This is a genomic window from Bradyrhizobium sp. 159 (assembly GCF_023073795.1).
Taxonomy (GTDB): Bacteria; Pseudomonadota; Alphaproteobacteria; order Rhizobiales; family Xanthobacteraceae; genus Bradyrhizobium.
Window position 1 is genome coordinate 150,444 of sequence record NZ_JADPKE010000041.1, and the last position, 22,808, is coordinate 173,251.

General features: G+C 64.0%; 22 protein-coding genes. 11 read left to right on the forward strand and 11 right to left on the reverse strand.

All coding sequences use genetic code 11. The features are described 5' to 3' along the window. Positions 1-17 precede the first annotated feature (17 nt). The 3 genes from IVA96_RS09800 to radC all read left to right on the forward strand — a co-directional run bounded on the left by IVA96_RS09800 (position 18) and on the right by radC (position 3,071). Positions 18-1,331, forward strand: coding sequence for a mechanosensitive ion channel domain-containing protein (locus tag IVA96_RS09800; protein ID WP_247276376.1), 1,314 nt, complete (start codon positions 18-20; stop codon positions 1,329-1,331). Positions 1,332-1,449: 118 nt separating this feature from the next. Continuing rightward, on the forward strand, positions 1,450-2,268 hold the full coding sequence (gene map / locus IVA96_RS09805; protein ID WP_247276375.1) for a type I methionyl aminopeptidase: 819 nt from the start codon (positions 1,450-1,452) through the stop codon (positions 2,266-2,268). Positions 2,269-2,357: 89 nt separating this feature from the next. Beyond that, positions 2,358-3,071, forward strand: a complete 714-nt coding sequence (radC, locus tag IVA96_RS09810) for a DNA repair protein RadC (RefSeq protein ID WP_247276374.1) — start codon at positions 2,358-2,360, stop codon at positions 3,069-3,071. Between the two features lie 17 nt (positions 3,072-3,088). Here radC and IVA96_RS09815 read toward each other — a convergent pair whose 3' ends face one another. From IVA96_RS09815 to IVA96_RS09840, 6 genes are all read right to left on the reverse strand, one after another. After that, positions 3,089-3,463, reverse strand: coding sequence for a hypothetical protein (locus IVA96_RS09815; RefSeq protein WP_247276373.1), 375 nt, complete (start codon positions 3,461-3,463; stop codon positions 3,089-3,091). A gap of 94 nt (positions 3,464-3,557) precedes the next feature. Beyond that, on the reverse strand, positions 3,558-4,250 hold the full coding sequence (locus IVA96_RS09820) for an AprI/Inh family metalloprotease inhibitor (RefSeq protein WP_247276372.1): 693 nt from the start codon (positions 4,248-4,250) through the stop codon (positions 3,558-3,560). Beyond that, positions 4,250-5,239 carry a 2-hydroxyacid dehydrogenase gene (locus tag IVA96_RS09825; protein ID WP_247276371.1) on the reverse strand — a complete coding sequence of 330 codons (990 nt, stop codon included), beginning with the start codon at positions 5,237-5,239 and terminating at the stop codon, positions 4,250-4,252. The genes IVA96_RS09820 and IVA96_RS09825 overlap by 1 nt, the downstream gene beginning before the upstream one ends. Beyond that, a complete protein-coding gene (locus tag IVA96_RS09830) occupies positions 5,239-6,057 on the reverse strand; it encodes an ABC transporter permease (protein WP_247276370.1) in 819 nt (272 codons plus the stop codon). Before IVA96_RS09830 ends, IVA96_RS09825 begins: the two co-directional genes overlap by 1 nt. Next, positions 6,054-6,869 (reverse strand): ABC transporter ATP-binding protein, encoded by an 816-nt coding sequence (locus IVA96_RS09835; protein ID WP_247276369.1) that lies wholly within the window; start codon positions 6,867-6,869, stop codon positions 6,054-6,056. The genes IVA96_RS09830 and IVA96_RS09835 overlap by 4 nt, the downstream gene beginning before the upstream one ends. A gap of 209 nt (positions 6,870-7,078) precedes the next feature. Then, positions 7,079-8,101 (reverse strand): ABC transporter substrate-binding protein, encoded by a 1,023-nt coding sequence (locus IVA96_RS09840; RefSeq protein WP_247416938.1) that lies wholly within the window; start codon positions 8,099-8,101, stop codon positions 7,079-7,081. A gap of 165 nt (positions 8,102-8,266) precedes the next feature. On the opposite strand from IVA96_RS09840, the gene IVA96_RS09845 reads away from it, so the two are divergent. From IVA96_RS09845 to IVA96_RS09860, 4 genes are all read left to right on the forward strand, one after another. Beyond that, complete coding sequence (locus tag IVA96_RS09845; RefSeq protein WP_247416939.1) at positions 8,267-9,073, forward strand: creatininase family protein; 807 nt, start codon at positions 8,267-8,269, stop codon at positions 9,071-9,073. A 140-nt stretch (positions 9,074-9,213) separates the two neighbouring features. Continuing rightward, positions 9,214-9,477, forward strand: coding sequence for a hypothetical protein (locus IVA96_RS09850; protein WP_247416941.1), 264 nt, complete (start codon positions 9,214-9,216; stop codon positions 9,475-9,477). Positions 9,478-9,873: 396 nt separating this feature from the next. Next, positions 9,874-11,844: a carbohydrate porin gene (locus IVA96_RS09855; RefSeq protein WP_247417063.1), complete on the forward strand. Its 1,971-nt coding sequence runs from the start codon at positions 9,874-9,876 to the stop codon at positions 11,842-11,844. A gap of 286 nt (positions 11,845-12,130) precedes the next feature. Further along, positions 12,131-13,426 carry a hemolysin family protein gene (locus tag IVA96_RS09860; protein ID WP_247276364.1) on the forward strand — a complete coding sequence of 432 codons (1,296 nt, stop codon included), beginning with the start codon at positions 12,131-12,133 and terminating at the stop codon, positions 13,424-13,426. A 72-nt stretch (positions 13,427-13,498) separates the two neighbouring features. Here IVA96_RS09860 and IVA96_RS09865 read toward each other — a convergent pair whose 3' ends face one another. The 3 genes from IVA96_RS09865 to IVA96_RS09875 form a co-directional block, all read right to left on the reverse strand. Beyond that, a complete protein-coding gene (locus IVA96_RS09865) occupies positions 13,499-13,738 on the reverse strand; it encodes a PilZ domain-containing protein (RefSeq protein ID WP_247276445.1) in 240 nt (79 codons plus the stop codon). A 100-nt stretch (positions 13,739-13,838) separates the two neighbouring features. After that, on the reverse strand, positions 13,839-15,464 hold the full coding sequence (locus IVA96_RS09870) for an FMN-binding glutamate synthase family protein (protein ID WP_247276444.1): 1,626 nt from the start codon (positions 15,462-15,464) through the stop codon (positions 13,839-13,841). A 404-nt stretch (positions 15,465-15,868) separates the two neighbouring features. Next, a complete protein-coding gene (locus IVA96_RS09875; protein ID WP_247276363.1) occupies positions 15,869-16,642 on the reverse strand; it encodes a ferredoxin--NADP reductase in 774 nt (257 codons plus the stop codon). 364 nt (positions 16,643-17,006) lie between these two features. Here IVA96_RS09875 and IVA96_RS09880 point away from each other — a divergent pair, with 364 nt between their 5' ends. Beyond that, positions 17,007-17,807: an ATP-grasp domain-containing protein gene (locus IVA96_RS09880; RefSeq protein WP_247276362.1), complete on the forward strand. Its 801-nt coding sequence runs from the start codon at positions 17,007-17,009 to the stop codon at positions 17,805-17,807. A gap of 184 nt (positions 17,808-17,991) precedes the next feature. Here the strand turns inward: IVA96_RS09880 and IVA96_RS09885 are convergent, their stop codons facing one another. Together IVA96_RS09885 and IVA96_RS09890 are read right to left on the reverse strand one after the other, a co-directional pair. Continuing rightward, positions 17,992-18,933 (reverse strand): amino acid ABC transporter substrate-binding protein, encoded by a 942-nt coding sequence (locus IVA96_RS09885; protein WP_247276361.1) that lies wholly within the window; start codon positions 18,931-18,933, stop codon positions 17,992-17,994. Positions 18,934-18,942: 9 nt separating this feature from the next. Next, the gene (locus IVA96_RS09890) at positions 18,943-20,241 is read right to left on the reverse strand and encodes a dicarboxylate/amino acid:cation symporter (protein ID WP_247276360.1); all 1,299 of its coding nucleotides are present in this window, start codon (positions 20,239-20,241) and stop codon (positions 18,943-18,945) included. A gap of 205 nt (positions 20,242-20,446) precedes the next feature. Here IVA96_RS09890 and IVA96_RS09895 point away from each other — a divergent pair, with 205 nt between their 5' ends. The 3 genes from IVA96_RS09895 (at position 20,447) to IVA96_RS09905 (ending at position 22,788) form a co-directional block, all read left to right on the forward strand. Next, a complete protein-coding gene (locus tag IVA96_RS09895; protein ID WP_247416943.1) occupies positions 20,447-21,448 on the forward strand; it encodes an NADP-dependent oxidoreductase in 1,002 nt (333 codons plus the stop codon). A 155-nt stretch (positions 21,449-21,603) separates the two neighbouring features. Further along, positions 21,604-22,440 (forward strand): cysteine rich repeat-containing protein, encoded by an 837-nt coding sequence (locus IVA96_RS09900; protein ID WP_247416945.1) that lies wholly within the window; start codon positions 21,604-21,606, stop codon positions 22,438-22,440. A 132-nt stretch (positions 22,441-22,572) separates the two neighbouring features. Then, the gene (locus IVA96_RS09905) at positions 22,573-22,788 is read left to right on the forward strand and encodes a hypothetical protein (protein ID WP_018316432.1); all 216 of its coding nucleotides are present in this window, start codon (positions 22,573-22,575) and stop codon (positions 22,786-22,788) included. Positions 22,789-22,808: the final 20 nt, after the last annotated feature.

The window sequence follows — 22,808 nt, forward strand, 5'->3', positions numbered from 1 at the left end:
CCGACGAGACCGACCCGATGGACATGGACCTCAAGGACTTCATGGAGTTCGTGCAGACGACCGCGCGCAGCGTCGGGGCGGAAATCTCCTCACCCTGGTTCTACCTGCAATTCGGTCTCATCCTGGCCGCCGCCGGCATGGCCTATGCCGCGGAGGCCGCCATTCGCAGCCGCCTCGACATGACGTCGCTGGCAATGCGCTGGCCGCTGCCGCTCCGGCACTTCGTCCGGGTGATGGTCGCGAGCGCCTCGACGGCGGTTTTCACCCTGCTCGTGATCATTTCGCGCGTGGTGATGTACCACGCGACCTGGCCGAGCCGCAGCTATCTGTTGATGGTCGCGGCCAAGCTCGGACTGGCCTGGCTGGTGATCCGGCTCCTCACTTCGGTGCTGCGCAACGCCTTCATCGTCAAGCTAGTGTCGATCACGGCGTGGTTCATCGCCGCGCTCTCCATCCTCGGCCAGCTCGATGCGACGGTCGAGCTGCTCGATTCCTTCGCGATCGTGCTCGGCGGCCTGCGCCTGACCCCGCTCTTGGCGCTCAAGGCCGGCGCGCTGCTGCTGATCGCGCTCTGGCTGACCAACATCGCGAGCAATTTCGCCGAGAGCCGGATCAATGCGACCACCGATTTGACGCCGTCGGTGCAGGTGCTGCTGGTCAAGATCATCCGCATCGGGCTGCTTGCGGTCGCGATCGTGATCGCGCTCGGGGCGGTCGGGATCGATCTGTCGGCGCTCGCGGTATTCTCCGGCGCGGTCGGTGTCGGCATCGGTATCGGCCTGCAGAAGATCGTGGCCAATTTCATTTCCGGCATCATCCTGCTCGCCGACAAGTCGGTGAAGCCCGGCGACCTCGTCACCATCGGCGACAATACCGGGCGGATCAGCGCGATGAAGACGCGCTATATTTCCGTCGCGGCCGGCGACGGGCGCGAATTCCTGGTGCCGAACGAGGATCTGGTGACGCAGAAAGTCGTGAACTGGACCTATACCGACAAGAACACGCTGGTGAAGATCGCCTTCGGCACCAATTACGACGCCGACCCGCGCCTCGTCTGCAAGCTCGCCGCCGAGACCGCCGCCGCCCATCCGCGCGCGCAGAAGGGCAAGCCGCCGAACAGCATTTTGACCGAGTTCGCCGAGGCCGGCATGAAGTTCTCGCTGACGTTCTGGATCGCGGACCCCGACGGTATGGATAACGTCAAGAGCGACGTGATGCTGGCGCTGTGGGACGCCTTCAAGCGCGAGGGCATCCGGGTTCCCTACCCCGTCCGCGAAATCCGCGTGCGCGGCGCCCTGCCGGTCGAAACGGCCGTAGAAGTCCCGAATTAGGCCCGCTTTCGGGTGCAAACATCACGCTTGGCTTGCATGAAGGCCCGCAATCATTAGATTGGAGCCTGAAATCAAGCCTTTCCGCCGACATTGAGCCCCTTTGGAAGATCGCGCCCGCATGAGTTACGTCGAAGCCACCGAGACCTCCCTGCGCAAGACCGGACAGATCAAGCTGCATGGGCCGAGCGCCTTTGCCGGCATGCGCAAGGCGGGGGCGCTGGTGGCCAAGTGCCTCGACGACCTCACCGATATCGTCGGCCCCGGCGTGCCGACCTCGCGCATCGACGAATTCGTCCGCGACTTCGCCTTCAGCCACAACGCCTATCCGGCGACGCTGATGTACCGCGGCTACCGTTACTCGACCTGCACCTCGCTCAACCACGTGGTCTGCCATGGCATGCCCGGCGACCGCCCGCTGAAGGAAGGCGACATCGTCAACATCGACGTCACCTTCATCGTCGACGGCTGGTACGGCGATTCCAGCCGGATGTATGCGGTCGGCCCGATCGCGCGCAAAGCCGAGCGGCTGATCGAAGTCACCTATGAAGCGATGATGCGCGGCATCGCCGCGGTGAAGCCCGGCGCCACCACCGGCGACATTGGCCACGCCATCCAGAGTTTCGTCGAGCCGCAGGGCATGAGCGTGGTGCGCGATTTCTGCGGGCACGGCCTCGGGCGCATGTTCCACGACGAGCCGAACATCATCCATATCGGCCGGCCCGGCGAGGGCGTCCAGCTCAAGCCCGGCATGTTCTTCACCATCGAGCCGATGATCAATCTCGGCAAGCCGCATGTCAAAATCCTCTCCGACGGCTGGACCGCGGTGACCCGCGACCGCTCGCTGTCGGCGCAGTTCGAGCACTCGGTCGGCGTGACGGCGACGGGCGTCGAGATCTTCACGCTGTCGGAGCGGCATGGCGAGAAGCAGATCGGGTGAGGCTTTGGGCCGCCGGCCTACAATGAACGGCGCTTGCTATCGCAATTGACGGTTGCAAAGCTGCGGTTCCGCGGCAATGCTGGCGGCCGATGCCCGCCAAATCCGACCACGACAAGAGCAAACCTGAGGACGCGCCGCATTATCACGGCCATCGCGAGCGGCTGCGCGAGCGCTTCTACAGCGCCGGCGCGGATGCGCTCAGCGACTACGAGCTGCTGGAGATGGCGCTGTTTGCCGCGCTGCCGCGGCGCGACACCAAGCCACTCGCAAAGACCTTGATAAAGACTTTCGGCTCGTTCGCCGAGGTCGTGCATGCGCCGGTGGCGCGCCTGCGCGAGGTCGAGGGCATCGGCGAATCCGCGATCAACCAGCTCAAGCTGATCGCAGCAGCGGCGCACCGCGTCGCCAAAGGCGACGTCAACAGCCGCAACGCGCTCTCGTCCTGGAACGAGGTGATCGACTATTGCCGCACCAGCATGGCCTTCGCCGACAAGGAGCAATTCCGCCTGCTCTTCCTCGACAAGCGCAACCAGCTCATCGCCGACGAGGTGCAGCAGACCGGCACCATCGACCACACCCCGGTTTATCCCCGCGAGGTGATCAAGCGCGCGCTCGAACTCTCCGCGACCGCGCTGATCCTGGTGCACAACCATCCCTCGGGCGATCCCTCGCCCTCGCAAGCCGATATCCAGATGACGAAAGCGATCATCGACATCGCAAAGCCGCTCGGGATTTCCGTGCACGACCACATCATCGTCGGCAGAAGCGGCCACGCCAGCCTGCGCGGGATGCGCTTGATCTAGCAGGCCGGGACGTCAATTCATGGCTCGACCCAGCGCTGCACCGCTTCGACTGTGTCGGCCGGCGTCGTGTTGAAGCAGATCGCGGCTTCCGGCGCCAGGCGGTGGACGAGGTTGAGCACCTTCTCGAACAGCAGCAGCCGTTCCTTCGGCTCGCGGAGCCCGGCGCCGATCACGATGCAGTCGAAGCGCTCGTCGCGCAGCGCCGCCGTCACGGCAGCCTCCGCAGTCGCATCGAGATCGATCAGACAGCTCGTGACCTCGAAGCCGAGACCGCGCAGCCGCAGGAGCTGGGCCTCGATGTAGCTGCGGACATGTTCGGGCGTGAGCTGCGGGAATGCGCTATAATCCGCATTGCCGGGCTCGATGCCGATCGCGAGGATGCGCTTGGCCATGCGGATCTCCCAACGAAATCGCTCTTTCGTCAACGGGCTGCCCTGCAGCGGGTTCCGCGTTCACACCCGTCGTTCGGCAGCGCGGAAGGCTTGCCTATTGACGCAGCATGATCAAGGGATCGGCGGTATCGGGGACGCGCCGCCACTGCGCGTTGTCGTCGGCCTCGAACTGCCAGGCTTCGCCTGATTTCGACATCAGGAGGATCTGGCCGCGCTCGAGCCGCCATTGCGTCGGGTTGAATTGCGCGATCGCCGCGTCGCATTTCGGCTTGAGGAAGACCTGGAAATTGTCCGCGCCCGCCTCGGTGTTGGTCAGCGTCAGCCCGCACACCGGCTGGCCGTTGCCGCGCACCATCGACCAGTCGCCGATCATCTGGTCCATCGATTTGGCCATCGATCGCGCCGCGGCGAGATCCTGCAGGATGTAGACACCCTCGCCCTGGCGCAGGCCCTCGAAGATGCCGGCCTCGACCTCGGTAAAGTCGATCACGGCTTCACCGGTGGCGTCCTGCAAGCGGACGATGTCGAGGCCCCGGACGTTCCAGGCGACGATGTCCTTGGTGAAGGGCAGCGCGGTCTTGCAGGCCGGCTCCAGCTCCAGCTTAAAACCCTGGCCCTTGGCGTCGCCCTTGAGGGTGACGACGCAGGTCTTGTTGCGCTCGGTTGTCGAGAGCTCCCACTGCCCGGGCATCTGCTTCTTCAGGGTCGCCGCATCCTGCGCGTGCGCAGGATCGATCGCGGCAGCACATGCCGCGATCATCAATGCAACGCCCCGAAGAGCTCTCATCAGCGCCCCCTAAACGGCGTTTCCGCAACCGGTGTCAGCGGCGCCTTGCCGGCGAACCAGGCCTTGAGATTGTCGACGACGAGTTGGTCCATCGCGTTGCGCGTCACCACCGAGGCCGAGCCGATATGCGGCAGCAGCACCACGTTCTGCATGGTCTTGAGCTCGTCCGGCACGTTCGGCTCCGCCGCGAACACGTCGAGGCCGGCGGCGAGGATGGTGCCTGATTTCAGTGCCTGGACCAGCGCCGGCTCGTCGACCACCGAGCCGCGCGCGACGTTGATGAGCACGCCGCGCGGGCCGAGCGCCTTGAGCACCTCGGCGTTGATCATCTTGTCGGTGCTGGCGCCGCCGGGCACGATCACCATCAGCGTGTCCACCGCCTTCGCCATCTCGATCAAATCAGGGTAGTGCTTGTAGGAGACATCCTTGGATGGGTTACGGGAATGGTAGACCACAGGCACCAGCGAGGCATCGAGCCGGCGCGCGATGGCCTGGCCGATCCGTCCCATGCCGACGATGCCGACCTTGCGGTCACGCAGCGAGCCGACGCTGAGCGGATAGTTCTGCGTCTGCCACAGTCCGGAGCGGACGTAGCGATCGGCCTTGATGAACTCGCGCAGCGTGGAGATCAGAAGGCCCATCGCGACATCGGCGACCTCCTCGGTGAGGACATCGGGCGTGTTGGTGACGATGATATTGTGCTCGGCCGCGTATTTGGCGTCGATGTGATCATAGCCGACGCCGAAGCTCGCCACCATTTCCAGCTTCGGCAGCTGCGACAGTGAATCCTTGTCGGCGCGCACGGTGTGATACGTCACGGCGACGCCGCGGATCCTGTCGCGGACCGCCGCCGTCAGCCGCTCGAGGTCACCGCGCGTCTCGGCCTTGTGCACGACGAAATGGTCGGAAAACCCGTTCTCGAGGATCGGCCGCACCGGTCCATAAATCAAAAGATCGATCTTTTCGGACGAAATCGAACCGGCGGTCATCAGTTTTCCTTTCCAAGCGCGCTCTCATGCCAGCGCCGTAAAACGAGGTGCGAAACTAGCGCCAGCACCCCATAGATGACAATCCCGGCGAGCGACAGCAAAAGCAGCGCAGCGAACATGCGGGGTATGTTCAATCGATAGCCTGACTCGGCGATCCTGTAGGCGAGCCCGGAGCCGGCACCGGCCGTTCCCGCTGCAATCTCGGCCACGACCGCGCCGATCAGCGACAGGCCGCCGGCGATGCGCAAGCCGCCGAGGATGTGGGGCAGCGCCGCGGGCAGCTTGAGAAAGCGCAGCGTCTGCGGCTTTGATGCGCCATAGAGCTGGAACAGGCCGGCGAGATTGCGGTCGACCGAATTCAGCCCGAGCGTGGTGTTGGACAGCACCGGGAAAAAGGCGACGATGAAGGCGCAGACCACCACCGCGGTCTGCTGCTCCAGATAGATCAGCAAGAGCGGCGCAATCGCGATGACCGGCGTCACCTGGAGCACGATGGCATAGGGGAACAGCGAATATTCCACCCATTTCGACTGGTTGAACAAGAGCGCCAGCCCGATGCCGCCGATGCTCGCTGCCACAAAACCTTCTAGCGTGGTCAGAAGCGTGGTGGCGAGCGACTGCGACAGCACCGCCCAATCCTTGATCAGCGTCAGAAAGATGACGGAGGGCGCCGGCAGCACGTAGGGCGGAATCTCCTTGATACGGACCACCAGTTCCCAGGCGAGAAGGCCGGCCGCGAACACGAGGACGGGCGGCACGAGGCGCATTGCACGTTGCGCGCCGGACGGCTTTGCGGTGACCGCAGCTTGCACGTTCATAGCGTCGATTGCCCCGCATAGGACGGCGCCAAGGCCGCCGACACCCTGCGGCAATAATCGGAATAGGCGACTGAAGTACGAAACTCCTCGCCCCGCGGCTCGACCGTCTCGATGCGGAGGTCGGCCTGGATGCGGCCGGGCCGCGCCGTCATCACCACCACGCGCTGCGACAGGTAAACGGATTCGAACACCGAATGGGTGACGAAGATGACCGTCTTGCCGAGGCTGCGCCACAGCGCGAGCAAATCATTGTTGAGGCGGAAGCGCGTGATCTCGTCGAGCGCCGCGAACGGCTCGTCCATCAGCAGGATATCGGGATCGGTGACGAGCGCGCGCGCCAGCGACACCCGCATCTTCATGCCGCCGGAGAGCTCGCGCGGAAAGGCCTCGGCAAAATCGGCAAGCCCGACGCTGGCGAGCGCCGCCTCGGCACGCGCGCACGCCTCGGCCTTCGGAACGCGACCAAGCCTCAGGGGTAGCCGCACGTTCTCGCGCACGCTGGTCCAGGGCATCAGGGTCGGCTCCTGGAACACGAAGCCGATGCCGTGGCCCGGCTGCGGCACGCCTTCGCGGCGCGCCACCCGCACGATTCCGGACGAGGGCGTGCTGAGCCCCGCGATCAGCCGCAGCGCCGTCGACTTGCCGCAACCCGACGGACCCAGCAGCGAGATGAACTCGCCCTTGCGCACGGCGAGGTCGAGCGGGCCGAGGGCCATGACGCCGTTGTCATAGGCTTTCGTCACGCCGCGGAGGCTGACGGCGAGCGCCGTCAGGCTGGCCTCGACGGCGGGCGAGGTTGAGCTCTCTAGCATTGGCCGCAGGCTGTTGTGAGACGCGGTCGGGCCGCGTCCTTCACCTCTCCCCATCGGGGAGAGGTCGGCGCGCAGCGCCGGGTGAGGGGGCTCAGGTCACACCAGGGAGCGTAACCCCTCACCCGCATCGCATCTGACGATGCGATGCGACCTCTCCCTTCGGGAGAGGTGTAGGACACCGAGCCGCCTGCGCCAGATCTCAACATGCGTTACGGCTTGCTCGGGCGCAGCTCGACGCCGACGCCCTTGTTGACGAAGCGCAGCGTATAGGATTTGCGGAAGTCGAGATCGGGCTTCACCACGCCCGCCTTCACCATCTTGTTGAAGAAGGAAGCGTAGCGCTCGTCGCTCATGGCGCCGATGCCGTTCTTCAGGCTGTCGCCGGAATCGACGATGCCGTGCTCTTTCATCTTGGCGACGGAGTAGGCGAGCAGATCATCGGTCATCTCGGGATTGAGCTTCTTGATCATGGCATTTCCAGCGGAATTGTCGCGGTAGATGTAATTGTACCAGCCGATCATGGAGGCATCGATGAAGCGCTGCACCAGATCCGGCTTCTTCTCGACCACGTCGCGGCGGGTTTCGATCAGGGTCGAATAGGTATTGAAGCCGTAATCGGCGAGCAGCAGTACGTTGGGCTTGAAGCCGGCCGCCTTCTCGACTGCGAAGGGCTCGGATGTCACGTAGCCCTGCATGGCGCTCTTGGGGTTGGCGATGAAGGGCTGAGGATTGAAATTATAGGGGCGGACGTTCTTCTCGCTGAATCCATATTCGGACTTCAGCCACTGGAAGTAGCTGGTCATGCCCTCCTTGGAGACGAACAGCGTCAGCGGCTTGAGATCCTCAATCTTGGCGACCTTGGCATCGGGCTGCGTCAGCATCACCTGCGGATCTTTCTGGAAGATCGCGGCGATGGTGATGACGGGAACGTCGTTGGCGACCGCATCGAACGACATCAGCGTGTTCGCGGCCATGAAGAAATCGATCTTGCCGGCGATCAGCAGCATCCGATTGTTCTCGTTGGGCCCGCCGGGGACGATGGTGACGTCGAGCCCGTAACGCTTGTAGGTGCCGTCGGCGACCGCCTGGAAGAAGCCGCCATGCTCGGCCTCGGCGACCCAATTGGTGCCGAAGGTGACCTTGTCGAGCGTTTCGGCCCCCACCGGGACGCTTCCGATCAAAGCGGCCATCAAGCCCGCCGTTAACGCTCGCCGCAGATGAGAAGGGCTCATGAAGGGACTCCGTCGATCGTTGCTGGCCCAATCGCGTCTGGCTCATGTGAACGCAACGCGATAAAACCGCATGAAGTTCGGGGACGCGAGCCGTCCGGGCCCGCGTCCCCTCATACCCCAAATTACGTGACAAATTCGGGCAAAGAAACCTCCAAGGAAAGTTCAATGATGCCGTCCCGCGACTGGACCGAGATCCGCTGGGCCGATGTTGCCCCGGCCGAGGCCTCGCGTTGGATTGCGGTGCTGCCGCTGGCGGCGACCGAGCAGCATGGCCCGCATCTGCCGCTCGAAACCGACGTGCTGATTGCGGATGCCTATCTCGCGCGCGTGCGCGAGCTGCTGCCCGAAACTGTTCCGGCCAGTTTCCTGCCCGTTGAACCAGTCGGCATCTCCACCGAGCATATCGACTATCCGGGCACGCAGACGCTGCCGACCGACGTTGCGCTGAAGCGATGGACAGGCATCGGCGAAGACGTCGCCCGACGCGGGTTAAGGAAGCTCGTCATCATCACCAGCCATGGCGGCAACAGCCCGGCGATGATGCTGGTGGCGCAGGATCTTCGCGCGCACCAGAAACTGTTCGTGGTGACGACGTCGTGGTCGCGGCTGTCGGGCGCCGACAAACTGTTCTCGGCGGACGAAGTTCGCCACGGCATTCATGGCGGTGCGATCGAGACCTCGATCATGCTGGCGCGCTACCCCGATCAGGTGCGCAAAGATGCGATCGCGGATTTTCCCGCGAGCAGCATCGCGATCGAGCAGCAATATCGCTGGCTGTCGACGCAGCGCCCCGCGCCGTTCGCCTGGCAGGCGCAGGATCTCAACGCCAGTGGCGCAGTCGGCAATGCGACTTTGGCCGTTGCAGAAAAGGGCGAACGCCTGATCGATCAGGGCGCGACGGCCTTTTGCAAGCTGCTGATTGAAGTCGATAACTTCGACGTGAACAGGCTCGCCAAGGGGCCCCTCGGCTAGATCCCATGCTCCTGGAATTGTTCAGGAAAGCACAGGGCTCCGCGACCGCATCTGCCGGCTTCGAACCGGACGCGCGCAGCCTCCGTCCAATTGGGCACGCGGGCCACAACGGACCGCCTCAACCCCGGATGGAGTTTCACATGTCGATCAAGACCAGGATTGCCGCTGTCGCTCTCGCTGCCCTCGCCGTGACAGGCGGCATCGTGTCCACCGCCTCGCAGGCCGAAGCCAAGCCGCTTGGCTGGGGCTGGGGTGTGGGCGCCGGCACCGCCACTGCCGCCGTCGTCGGCTCCGCAATCGCCGCCAGCAACGATCCCTATTACTACGGCTATCACCGCTGCGGCTGGGTCGCCCAGTACAACGCTTTCGGCCAGTACGTCGGCCGCGTTCGTACCTGCTACTGACTTGAGTACCTGAGGCCGATCTCACGTGGATCCTGCGTCCGACACGGGCGCCTCATCCACCCCGTGTCGTGCCCCCGACCCCGCCCGGCTGTCCCCCCGGGCGGGGTCATCTGTTTTCGGGCCGCGACCCTGTTGCAGGCCCGTCACATGAGGGTGCGAACCAACACCTGCGGCAATTGACACCAGTTGCTATTGAGAATTACTCGCAATAAAGTTCGCAACAGGCACAGGTGCTTGGGACGGAATCGCGTCGAATCGAGATCATCTCGCCCGATCGCATGCCAACCAAGACCTGATGACAGGGTCGCCACGAATCGGCAGGGATGCCGCAGCATCGGGACACATTCGCGTTTGGGGGCGTGCGTTTTGACGTTGAGAGGTCACCGTTACCGGTACTTGCGGACGGCCGCGGCGATTGCGACGGGCGTGCTGGCTTTTCCCGCCACAGGCACCGCGGCCGATCTGCCGCTGAAGGCCCCGGCGCTGAGAGCGGTCTATGACTGGACGGGGCTCTATATCGGCGCGCATGCCGGCTATGGCCGAGGTTCGTCGCACTTTGCGCTGAACGACGGGGCTGCAATCAGCGACAGCGGCGTCTTCAGCGGCATGATGGGCGGCGTGCAGGCCGGCTACAATTACCGGCTCAATTCCGGGTGGCTGGTTGGTATCGAAGGCGATTTTTCGTTTCCCAATTACATCACCTCGAACTCGATCGTCTCCTTCCTTTCGACCCCCGCCAACACCGTCACGCAGCAATGGGACTACACCGCGAGCTTGCGTGGCCGCGTCGGCTACACCAGCGGTCCGTGGCTGCTCTACGTCACCGGCGGCTTTGCCTGGATGGGCGAGCGCTATTTCGACGCGCCGGCTTCCAGTGCCGAAATCCCAAAAATCCTGAACACGCGGCCCGGCTGGGTCGCAGGCGCCGGCATCGAATACGGCTTCGCGCCCCATTGGAGTGCGCGGCTCGAATATCTCTACAGCCGCTTCGATGGCGCCAACGTCGCCTTCTCGACGGGGGCCCAATACAGCTCATCGTCGCTGGAGTTCCAGCAGATCAGGCTCGGCCTCAACCGCAAGGTCGATTGGGAGGGCCTGCCGAGCTACGTCCCGAAGAGCTCCCTGACCGACACGGAATCGGATCGCTGGGAGATTCACGGCCAGAGCACCTATCTGCCGCAAGGCTATCCGTCGTTCCCCGCCCTCTACACGGGGCCGAATTCGCTCTCCCCGTCGGCGCAGGCCAAAGCGACCTGGAGCAACAGCCTGTTCCTGAACGCACGGCTCTGGGACGGCGGCGAGGTCTATTACAATCCCGAGCTGCTCCAGGGGTTTGGACTGAACGACACCGTTGGCGCCGCCGGCTTCCCCAACGGCGAAGCGCAGAAGTCGAACTTCCCCTATCCGCATTACAATACCTCGCGCCTATTCGTGCGCCAGACCTTCGGCTTCGGCGGCGAGCAAGAGGAGCTCGCGAGCGGCCAGTTGCAGCTCGGGCAGAAGGTCGACGTGTCCCGCCTCACCTTGCAGGCCGGCAAGTTCGCGGTGGTCGACGTGTTCGACGGCAATGCCTACGCCAAGGACACCCGCAAGGACTTCATGAACTGGTCGCTATGGGCGCCGGGCGCCTTCGACTATTCCGCCGACAAGGTCGGCCTCACCTATGGCGTCACCGCCGAGCTCAACCAGAAGCAATGGGCGTTGCGCGGCGGCTATTTCCTGATGGTCGCAGAGCCCAATTCGAATCATTTCGACACCAAGGTCGGAGAGCGCGGCCAGTACGTGGTCGAGCTCGAGACGCGCTTCTCGCTGTTCGGCCACCCCGGCAAGCTCAGGACCATGGGCTGGCTCGACAGCGCCAACATGGGCAGCTTCCGCGAGACGCTGGACAATCCCGCGCTCAATCTCGACATCGCGCAGACCCGGCGCGGCCGCATCAAGGTCGGCTACGTCGTCAATCTCGAGCAGGCGATCACCGACGACCTCGGACTGTTCGGCCGCTGGAGCTGGAACGACGGCAAGTTCGAGACGATTGCCTTCACCGACATCAACCGCAGCCTGTCCGCCGGCCTTTCGATCAAGGGCACGAGATGGGGCCGGCCCGACGACGTGATCGGCATCGGCGGCGCCGTCAATGCGATCTCGCAGGATTATCGTGACTTCCTGGCCGCCGGTGGCCTCGGCGTGCTCATCGGCGACGGCGCGCTCAACTACCGCAAGGAGCGCATCCTCGAGACGTATTACGCCTACGCGCTGAACAAGAACCTCACCGTCACAGCCGACTACCAGCTCATCGTCAATCCCGCCTACAACGCCGACCGCGGACCGGTGTCGGTGTTTTCGGGACGGCTGCACGGGGAGTTCTGAGTAGCGAGCCAACCGCAAGGCTTCTTGGCGACAGAATGCGCGCCTCGTCCTTCGAGACGCCCGCTGCGCGGGCTCCTCAGGATGAGGCTAAGCTACGCCGGTGCTTGTCGAATTGCGACCGCGCACTCAGTCCTCATCCTGTGAGGAGCGCGCATTGCGCGCGTCCAGCACGCAGGAACCATCGATCATGCGGTTCCCGCGGCGCCAGATGCGGCGGGATTGTGTCTCGCTGAATACCTATATCAAGGCCTGGGCGCCCAGCACACTCGCTTACCTCGGAACATCAATGCTCTCGATCGAACTCGTCATCGTCGTCGTCCTGATCGTCATCAACGGCCTGCTGTCCATGTCCGAGCTCGCCGTAGTGTCGTCCCGCCCGGCGCGGCTGTCGTTGCTCGCCGCCAAGGGCGTGCGCGGCGCCGAGCGGGCGCTGACGCTTTCGGCCGATCCTGGCAAATTCCTCTCGACGGTGCAGATCGGCATCACGCTGGTCGGCGTGCTTTCCGGCGCATTCTCCGGCGCGACGCTCGGGCAGCGGCTGACGCAATGGCTGCTTGAGCTCGGCATGTCCCCAGGCATTGCCGACATCGTCGGCGTCGGCATCGTCGTCACGCTCATCACCTACGCCACCCTGATCGTCGGCGAACTGGTGCCGAAGCAGGTGGCACTGCGCGACCCCGAAAGCATCGCCGTCAGGGTCGCGCCCGCGATGCACCTGCTGGCGCGGATCTCGCTGCCGCTCGTCTTCCTGCTCGATGTCTCGGGCAAGGTGATCCTCGCGCTGCTCGGTCGCGGCGGCAGAGCCGAGGAAAAGGTCTCGGAGGACGAAATCCATCACCTCGTCAGCGAGGCCGAAAGCGCCGGCGTGCTCGAGCCCGGCGAGAAGGAGATGATCGCCGGCGTGATGCGGCTCGGCGATCGGCCAGTCGGCGCGGTCATGACGCCGCGCACCGAGGTGGACGAGATCGACCTGAACGACGATGTGAAGACCATTCACGAGATCATCGCGAAGAGCCCGCATTCGCGTTTCCCCGTTTCGGACGGCGATCGCGACAAGCCGATCGGGGTGCTCCAGGCCAAGGACCTGCTGATCGCTTATATGAACGAGCGCACGCCGGATCTGCGCGCGCTGGTGCGTGAGGCGCCGGGCATTCCGGCCTCGGCCGATGCCCGCGACGTGCTGACCATCCTGAAAGCTGCGCCGGTTCACGTCGGTTTCGTCTACGACGAATACGGCGCCTTCGAAGGCATGGTGACAGCCGCCGATATCCTCGAGTCGATCGTCGGCGCCTTCCATTCCGAGGAAGGACCGCCCGAGCCGGCCTTTATCAGGCGCGACGACGACTCGCTCCTGATCTCCGGCTGGATGCCGGTTGACGAGTTCGGCGAACTGCTCGGCATCGAGCTGCCGCCGCATCGCTACAACACGGTGGCGGGCCTCGTGCTGCAACAGTTCAGCATGCTGCCCAACGTCGGAGACGCCTTCGATTTCGCCGGCTGGCACATGGAGGTGGTCGATCTCGACGGGCGACGGATCGACAAAATTCTGGCGAGCCGGAGGGGCGAACAGGCGGCGGCGTGAGGGTGCGCCATTGCATGCACCAGCGCGGGACGCCGCACCCACTCGTCCCGGCGCAGGCCAAACGCAAAACCTTCACCCGAACCTCACCCCGATCCGCTTTTCCTTGCGCCAGACCACGGCGCACGATCGATGCGTCCCGTCGGACTGGACGAACAGGGTGAAATGTTCGGGGATGCCGACCGGGCTGGTGACGTCGAGGGCTGCGCCGGTATCGGACAGATTGCGGATGGTGCAGTCGATCGCGCCGCCGCCGAACTCGATCGTCCCGGCCTTCAGCACGCGATGTCTCGCCTTGTCGCGCCGTTCGTCCATGGGCACAATTTACACCAAAGTTGAACCAAGAGTTAAACGCGGTCCAGCTCGCGATGATTTTACGCGCCGGGACCGGCGTCCTTGCGGGGCGGCGCGACGCTCACTGCGCGGGCTGGAACGTCTCGGAGCGCGCCATCCGCCAGGCGTCGCGAAACCGAGGATCTTCCGTGCCTTCGAGCAGCTCGCCCGGGCGCAGCGCCGGATAGAGCTGTGCGAAGGATTGCACCTGGGTTGTCGCCGTCCGCTGGCTGAAGTGGATCGGACGCAGCTGCTGCGGATGTTCGAGGCCGGCAGCGGCGATCAGCTCGGTCAGCGAGTGCAGCGTCGCATGGTGGTAATTGTGCACGCGGTCGATCTTGAGCGGCACGTAGAGCGCGCGCGCGCGCGTCGGGTCCTGCGTCGCGACGCCGGTCGGGCAGCGGTCGGTGTGGCAGCTCAGCGACTGGATGCAGCCCAGCGAGAACATGAAGCCGCGCGCCGAATTGCACCAGTCGGCGCCAATCGCCATGGCGCGCGCCATGTCGAAGGCGGTGGCGATCTTGCCGGACGCGCCGATCTTGATACGGTCGCGCGCATTGATGCCGACCAGCGCATTGTGGACGAAATTGACGCCCTCGCGCATCGGCATACCCAGGTGATCCATGAATTCCAGCGGCGCCGCGCCGGTGCCGCCCTCATTGCCGTCGACGACGATGAAATCAGGATAGATGCCGGTCTCTATCATCGCCTTGCAGATCGCCAGGAACTCCCAGGGATGGCCGATGCACAGCTTGAAGCCGGCCGGTTTGCCGCCGGACAGGCGGCGCATCTCGGCGATGAACTGCATCATGCCAACCGGCGTGGAGAAGGCGCGGTGCGAGGCCGGCGAAATGCAATCCTCGCCCATCGCGACACCGCGGATCTTGGAAATCTCTTCCGAGACCTTTGCGGCCGGCAGCACGCCGCCATGGCCGGGCTTGGCGCCCTGGCTGATCTTGAGCTCAACCATCTTGATCTGGTCCTCGCCGGCGACGCGCGCGAACGCCTCAGGGTCGAAGCTGCCGTCGAGATGACGGCAGCCGAAATAGCCGGAGCCGATCTCCCAGATGATGTCGCCGCCCATCTCGCGGTGATAGGGGCTGACGCCGCCCTCGCCGGTGTCATGCGCGAAACCGCCCTTCTTCGCGCCGGCATTGAGCGCACGCACCGCGTTCGGGCTGAGCGCGCCGAAGCTCATCGCCGAGATATTGAACACCGAGGCCGAATAGGGTTTTGCGCAATCCGGTCCGCCAATGACGACCCGGAATTTTTCCTCGGCATGCGCCTTCGGCGAGACCGAGTGATGCATCCACTCGTAACCCTCGCGATAGACGTCCTCCTGGGTGCCGAACGGACGCTTGTCGAGCTCCATCTTGGCGCGCTGATAGACCACCGCGCGGGTATCGCGCGAGAACGGCATGCCGTCCTTCTCGCTCTCGAAGAAATATTGCCGCATCTCGGGGCGGATTTCTTCCAGGAGGAAGCGGATGTGCGCGGAGATCGGATAGTTGCGCAGCACCGCGTGACTCTTCTGCAAGAGATCGCGGACGCCGAGCAGGGTCAGCGCGCCGAAGATCAGGATCGGGACCAGCAGGATGTCGAAGATCTTGCGGTCGACGATACCGATGGCGATCAGCAGCGCGGTGACGACCGCGCAGATCGTCAGCACGATGAAGCGCGGGGAGAACGGAAGCAGCAGGGTTTCCATGACCCCCTCTTCCGCCAGGGGCAGGCGTTTGGGAGCTTCGTGCGTCTTGTTGTCCTCGGCCACGATCCGATCCTCTCGCCAGCATGAGGCGATACGATACGCCTGTGCCTGTCATACGGATATGACGCGGCCCTTGTTTCAGGCTAGCGAATTCGGCTGAGACAAATCAATCAGCCCGATGGGCGGGCTTTTGCAGTGCAGCAGAAGGGGAAAGGGACGCGGCTAAGCGGGCAAAGGCGCCTCACCCGCCGCTGTCCTCCTGGCGAAAGCCAGGGCAAAGCCAGCAACACCCCTAAGCGGGGGTTGTTGCGAAGACTGGCAACGACCAGCCTTCGCCAAACTTCACGGTGGGTACCGGTCTTGGCCTTCGCCAGAACGACACCGAGACGACACAGAGCGAGGGCTTAGCGCTCGACGAACGCCTTTTCGATCACGAAATGGCCAGGCTTGTTGCCGGAGCCTTCGACGAAGTCGCGGCCTTCGAACATCAGCTTCAGCTCTTCGAGCATCGCCGGGCTGCCGCACATCATGATGCGGTCGGTTGCGATGTCGAGCGGGCTTTGACCGATGTCGTTGAAGATCTGCTCGGAGTTGATGAGGTCGGTGATGCGGCCGCGGTTGCGGAACGGCTCGCGGGTCACGGTCGGGTAGTAGACGAGCTTGTCCGCGAGCAGTTCGCCGAACACCTCGTCCTCGCGCAAATTCGCGACCAGCTTCTCGCCATAGGCGAGCTCGGAGACCTGGCGGCAGCCATGGACCAGCACGATCGACTCGAACTGGTCATAAACCTCGGGATCCTTGATCAGGCTCGCGAACGGCGCAAGGCCGGTTCCGGTCGACAACAGCATCAGCCGCTTGCCGGGAAGCAGATTGTCGGTGATCAGCGTCCCGGTCGCCTTGCGACCGACCAGAATGGTGTCGCCTTCCTTGATCTTTTGAAGGCGCGAGGTCAGCGGACCGTCCTGAACCTTGATCGAGAAAAACTCGAGCTGTTCCTCGTGATTGGCGCTCGCCATGCTGTAGGCGCGCAGCAGCGGGCGGCCATCAACCTCGAGGCCGATCATGGCGAACTGGCCGTTCTGGAAGCGGAAGCCGGTATCACGCGTGGCGCGGAAGCTGAACAGCGTGTCGGTCCAGTGGTGGACGGAAAGAACCTTTTCTCGGTAAAACGCGCTCATGATTTTCGATCTTCCGAATATTTGCGGTTTTCGGGCAAAAGCATCGCCCTGCCCCTGACGGCGGGGCGAGCACCATTTGCCTGGCGGCGTGTGTGATCTACGCCATTGAGACCAATAATCAACCTCGTTTCGGAAGCAATTGGTGCCGACCAAACCGGCATTTGGGCGGAATTGGGCGCATCATTAATGGATTTGCTGCCCCGCGCGCGCGGCGGGCAATTTCTTTTCCCTGGGGGGCTCGATGGCAGCAGTTAATTTCCGTGGCGCTAACGAGAATTTCATTAAGAATAGCTCTGATTTTGACCCCGGTTTGGCGCCGTTTCCCGCATTTTCGCGGCTTTTGGCGACAGGAACGACCGAAACCATGGCGAGCGGCGAGCGGATCTTCATCCAGGCGATCAGGCGCTATTGCGCGGACCATGGCATTGCGGTCGATGTCCATGCCAGCGGCTGGCTGGTTGCGATGCGCCGGGGCAAGACGCGCCGCTTCGCCTTCGGCTACGACATCGGCCTCAACAGCGCCATCGCGCATCGTCTCGCCAACGACAAATCGGCCACCGCCGAGGCGCTGGCGCTGGAGGGCGTGCCGTGCATTCCGCATCAACTGTTCCTCAACCCGAAGCTCGGCCAGAATGTCGTTGGCCCCACCTGGCGAGGTGCAATGCTTGAGCTGCTTCACGGCCATCCGCAAGGCGTGGTGGTGAAGCCGAATGAGGGGACATCGGGGCGCTCGGTGTTCAAGGTGACGACGGAGGCGGAACTGGATCACGCGGTTGGCGAGGTTTTTTCGATGAGTGCCGGCCTCGTGATCTCGCCCTATGTCGCGATCGAGGACGAGGTCCGTGTGGTGCTGCTCGATGATGTACCCCTCGTCGTCTACGGCAAGCAGCGTGGCAGAGATTGGCGACACAATCTTGATGGCGGCGCAAAGCCGGTATTGCTGGAGAGCGGCGAGGTTCGAACGGCTTGCGTGAAGCTCGCGATCGATGCCGCGCGCGCGATCGGCATCGCCTTTGCGTCGATCGACGTGGTGCGCGTCGACGCCGATTGGTGCGTGCTCGAGATCAATTCCGGCGTGATGATGGAGTCGCTGGCGAAGCTGCATCCGGAGTTGGTGCAGGCGACGTACGACGCGGCGCTGGACCGGGTGTTTGCCGGACGTTAGCAGCGGCGGCGCAGGTGCCCACCCTCCCTGGAGGGGGAGGGTCGCTGTGCACGGCGCGAAGCGGAATCCGCAGCGGGGTGGGGTGATCTCTCCACTTCGAACACTGCCCGTGGGGAGAGATTACCCCACCCCCGCTCGCGCTTCGACCATCCCCGTTCAAGGGGAGGGTAAGAGAGAAAGCCGCCTAATTATTCGCGCCCGGCGAATCGTCCATCGCCTTGAAGGCTTCTTCCAGTTGCAGCGAGATCGGTACGTTCAGCCGTTCGCCGGTGGGAAGCCTGGCTGTGAACCATTTGTTGTAGAGCGGGATGAGGTCGCGGTTGGAACCGAGCTTGCGGAAGGCGCGCTCGACCACGGCGGCGAGTTGCGGCTCGCCCTTCCTGAACATGATGCCGTAGGGATCGTAGGACAGATAGTCCCCGACCACGCGAAAATATTCCTGGGCCTTGTGACGCGCAATCAGGCCGTAGAGCAGGATGTCGTCGGTCGCGAACGCATCCGCCTTGCCGTCGTTCACCATCTGAAACGACTGCTCGTGATCCGGCGCGGTCACGATGTTAAGACCGAGCGAGAGCTTCTTGTCGGCTGCCTGGATCGCCTGCTCGTTCGTGGTGCCCTTCGTCACCACGATGGTCTTGCCCTTCAGATCTGTCAGCGACCGGACGTTCGACGCCTTCGGCACCATCAGCTTGGTGCCGGCGACGAACATCAGTGGCGAGAAGGCAACGCGCTTGCCGCGCTCGGCATTGGCGGTGGTCGAGCCGCATTCAAGGTCGATCTTGTTCTGGAGCACGGCCTCGATGCGGTCGTCCGAGGTGACCTTGACGTAATCTATCCTGAGATTGGGATCGTCGACCTCGATGCCGATCTCCTCGACGATGGCTTCGCAGAGCTCGAGGCTGTAGCCGATCGGGCGACCCGCCTGGTCGAGGAAGGAGAACGGCGGCGAGCTCTCGCGATAGCCGAGCCGCACCGCGTGCGCCTTCTTGATGGCCGACAGCGTCGGGCTGAGCCCTTCGCTGCCGGTCTGGGCGAATGCCGAGCTCACGAACAACGAAGTCGTCAGCAAACATGCCGCGAGCCACAGGCAGAATGAGGTCAGTGACCTCGCCAGGAACTGGCCCATGGTTCGCTCCTACCCATGGCCGGCCATTGCGGGCACTTCACCGGGCACCATATCCTCGGGCACCGCATCACTAGGTCCAAGCTCGTGCTCGGGCCCGAGTTCGCCTTCCCATTTGGCCACGACCGAGGTCGCCAGCGTGTTGCCGATCACGTTGGTGGCGCTGCGGCCCATATCCAGGAAGGTGTCGATGCCCATGATCATCAAGAGGCCTGCCTCGGGGATGTTGAACTGCGCCAGCGTCGAGGCGATCACGACGAGCGAGGCGCGCGGCACGCCGGCGACGCCCTTGGAGGTGATCATCAGCGTCGCCAGCATGGCGAGCTGGGTGCCGAGCGGCATGTCGATGTGGTAGCTCTGCGCGATGAAGACGCTGGCGAAGGTGCAGTACATCATCGTGCCGTCGAGGTTGAACGAATAGCCGAGCGGCAGCACGAAGCTCGAGATCCGCGACGAGGCGCCGAAGCGGTTGAGGCCCTCCAGCGTCTTCGGATAGGCCGCTTCCGAGCTCGCGGTCGAGAAGGCGATCATCAGGGGCTCGCGGATCAGCTTCAGCAGATGGCCGTAGCGTGGCCCGATCACAATGAAGCCGACGATGACCAGGATGGTCCACAGGATCGCCAGCGAGAGATAGAAGCCGCCCATGAAGACGACGAGCTTCCAGAGCACCAAGAGGCCGTTCTTGGCGACCGTCGCGGTGATGGCGGCCCATACCGCGAGTGGCGCGAACAACATCACGTAGCTCGTCACCTTTAGCATGATGTGGCCGATGTCGTCGATCAGCGCCAGGATCGGCTTAGAGCGCTCGGGCATCGCGCCCATCGCCACCGAGAAGAACACGGCGAAGATCACGATCTGGAGGATTTCGTTCTGCGCCATCGCGTCCGCGATCGAGGTCGGGATCAAATGGGTCAAGAATTTCTCGATTGAGAAGGCGGAAACCGGCAGGCCTGTCGATTGGCCCGCCGCGGGCAGCGTGCCGGGGAAGTTCGCGCCGGGCTGAAGCAAATTCACCATGATGAGGCCGAGCAGCAGCGACACGAAGGAGGCGCTGACGAACCAGCCCATGGTCTTGGCGAAGATGCGGCCGAGCTTGGAGCCGGAGCCCATATGGGCGATGCCGCCGACCAGGGTCGCGAACACCAGCGGCGCGATGATCATCTTGATCAGGCGCAGGAACATCATGGCGATCAGGTTGATGGACGAGGCCCAGTCGGCGCGCGTGTCGGGCAGGAAATTGTAGATCGCCGAGCCCATGACAATGCCCAGCACCATCGCGGCCAGAATGTATTGCGTGAACCTGTTGGACATCGCTTACCCCCACGTACACCGGCGCTTCATGATGTCGCAGATATCACAGCGACGCAACACGCTTTGCGTGTGCTCGTGTTGGCCGGATGTTCTCGTTGTGAAATGGAACGCCGCGATCTAGCTTTCATGCAGCGCACAACAAATGCGGCTTGCACGTTTTCTTGGCTGCCGCTGCATCAATAAAACGATCGGAGAGGGGAACGCCATGAGCGGCAACATCAATCGCCAGATTCTCCTGATGGAAAAGCCCAGCGGCAAGCTCGGGCCCGAGCATTTCAAGATGGTGGAGAACGCAGTGCCGGAGCCGAAGGACGGCGAGGCCCTGCTGCGCGTGCGATACATCTCGCTCGACGCCGCCAACCGCGCCTGGATGCACGGCGCGACCTATCGCTCCGCCGTCGAAGCCAACAGCGTGATGGCCGGCGGCGCCATTGCCGAGGTTGTCAGCTCGAAGGCGCCGGAGCTGGCGGCGGGCGACATCGTGTTCGGTGACACCGGCTGGCAGGAATATGCCGCGGTGCCGGCGAAGCATCTCACCAAGATGCCGAAACTCGAGCCGATGACGCATCTGCTCAGCGTGTTCGGCATCGCCGGCCTGACCGCCTATTTCGGCCTGCTGGAGATCGGAAAGCCCAAGGAGGGCGAGACGGTCGTGGTCTCCGCGGCCGCGGGCTCGGTCGGCTCACTCGTCGGACAGATCGCCAAGATCAAAGGATGCCTCGTGATCGGCATCGCCGGCGGCGCCGACAAATGCAATTGGCTGACCTCCGAGCTCGGCTTTGATGCGGCCGTGGACTACAAGGACGGCGCGGTGTTCAAGGCGCTGCGCGCAGCTGCAGCCAAGGGCATCGACGTCTATTTCGACAATGTCGGCGGCGACATTCTGGAAGCCTGCCTGCCGCAGATGAACAATTACGGCCGCATCGCCTGCTGCGGTGCGGTCTCGCAATATGACGGCGCGCCCGCCGCACACGGCCCGCGCGGCGTGCCCGGCTTGATCGTGGTGAAGCGGCTCGTCATGCAGGGCTTCATCGTGATGGACTACATGAAGGACAGCCAGCGCGCACTGGCAGACCTCCAAGCGTGGGTCAAATCGGGCAAGCTGAAGGTGCAAGAGGACATTATCGATGGCCTCGAGAACACACCGCACGCGCTGATTGGATTGCTGGCGGGCGAGAACCGCGGCAAGCGCATGATAAGGCTCTGAGACGCCGCCACGGCGCAATTGCACCAGCATAATTGACTTGCAGGAGAGATCAAAGCGGCGAATGATGCCACGCGCGAGGCATCATTCGCGACGATTGCGATTGCATTACATTTTAAGAGTCGTCGGCGTGACCGACAGGGCAGGAAATCAGCCAGATGTTCAACACGTTGAAACATGCATCAACGCGCAAGGTGTTGCTGACGGCAGCGTTCTTCGCAACTGCAACAGGCGCGTTGGCGCAAACGCCGACCGAGGCGCAGAAGAGCGCCATCCGCTCGGCATGCCGCTCGGACTTCATGGCGCATTGCTCGAGCGTGACGCCCGGCGGCGTGGAAGCGTATCAATGTCTGGCAAAGAACATGTCCAGCCTGTCATCGGGATGCCAGATCGCGGTCCGCGCGGTAGAGCCTGCTTCGGCTCCGAAGACCGAAGCTGCGCCCGCTGCGCCGAAGACCGAGGCTGCGCCCAAGGCAGCAGCGGCGCCTGCCGCGCCGAAGGCTGACTCCGCTCCCGCTGCAAAGCCGGCCGCCGCGCCGGCGCCGAAGGCTGCTGCCGCCACGCAGCCGAGCAGCGCGCAGGTTGCGGCGGTCAGGAGCGCGTGCCGCGCCGATTATCCTAAGGTGTGCGCCAGCGTGCCGCCGGGCGGCGCCCCCGCGCTCGAATGCCTGGAGAAGAACAAGGCCAAGGTCTCGCCGGCCTGCCAGAGCGCGTTGAGTGCGGCGTCCGGCGGTGGCGCGGCTGCAACGGCAGCGCCCGCGGGTGCAGCTCCCGCGGCAGCAGCGCCGGCGGCCGCGCCAGCGGCGATCGCTTTGCGCCCGCTGCGGCCGCGCGAAGAACTGTTCATCGCAAGGTCGGCCTGCGGCGCCGACATCCGCACGCTCTGCGCCGGCGTCGCGCCCGGCGGCGGCCGCATCATTCAATGCATCTCCAGCAATGCCGCCTCGCTATCGCCCGCGTGCAAGGACGTGCTCGCCCCGTTCGCAGTGCGATGAGGCGGCGCACGATCGCGCGCCAAGGCACAGGGGCAATGATTGGCAGCGTGCGCGAATGAATTCCCGCACGCCTGCAACGACAAGTCTTTTGCAAGGATCCGATTTCGATCACGACCAGACCGGGAGGACAACATGCGTTCATTGCTGCTCGTCGCTTCTGCACTCCTCGCCTTCGCAGCAACCATGACGTTCGAGGCCACCGACGCCAATGCGGTGGTCTGCGCCCGCGGCGTGTATCGCGCCGGCTGCGCCGGGCCGAACGCGGCGGTCGTGGTCCGCAAGCCGGTTCCGGCCGTCCGCTGCACCAGGGTGCTGGTGAACGGGGTCTACGTGAAGCGCTGCGTCTGACGGTGCGCATGGCCAAGCCC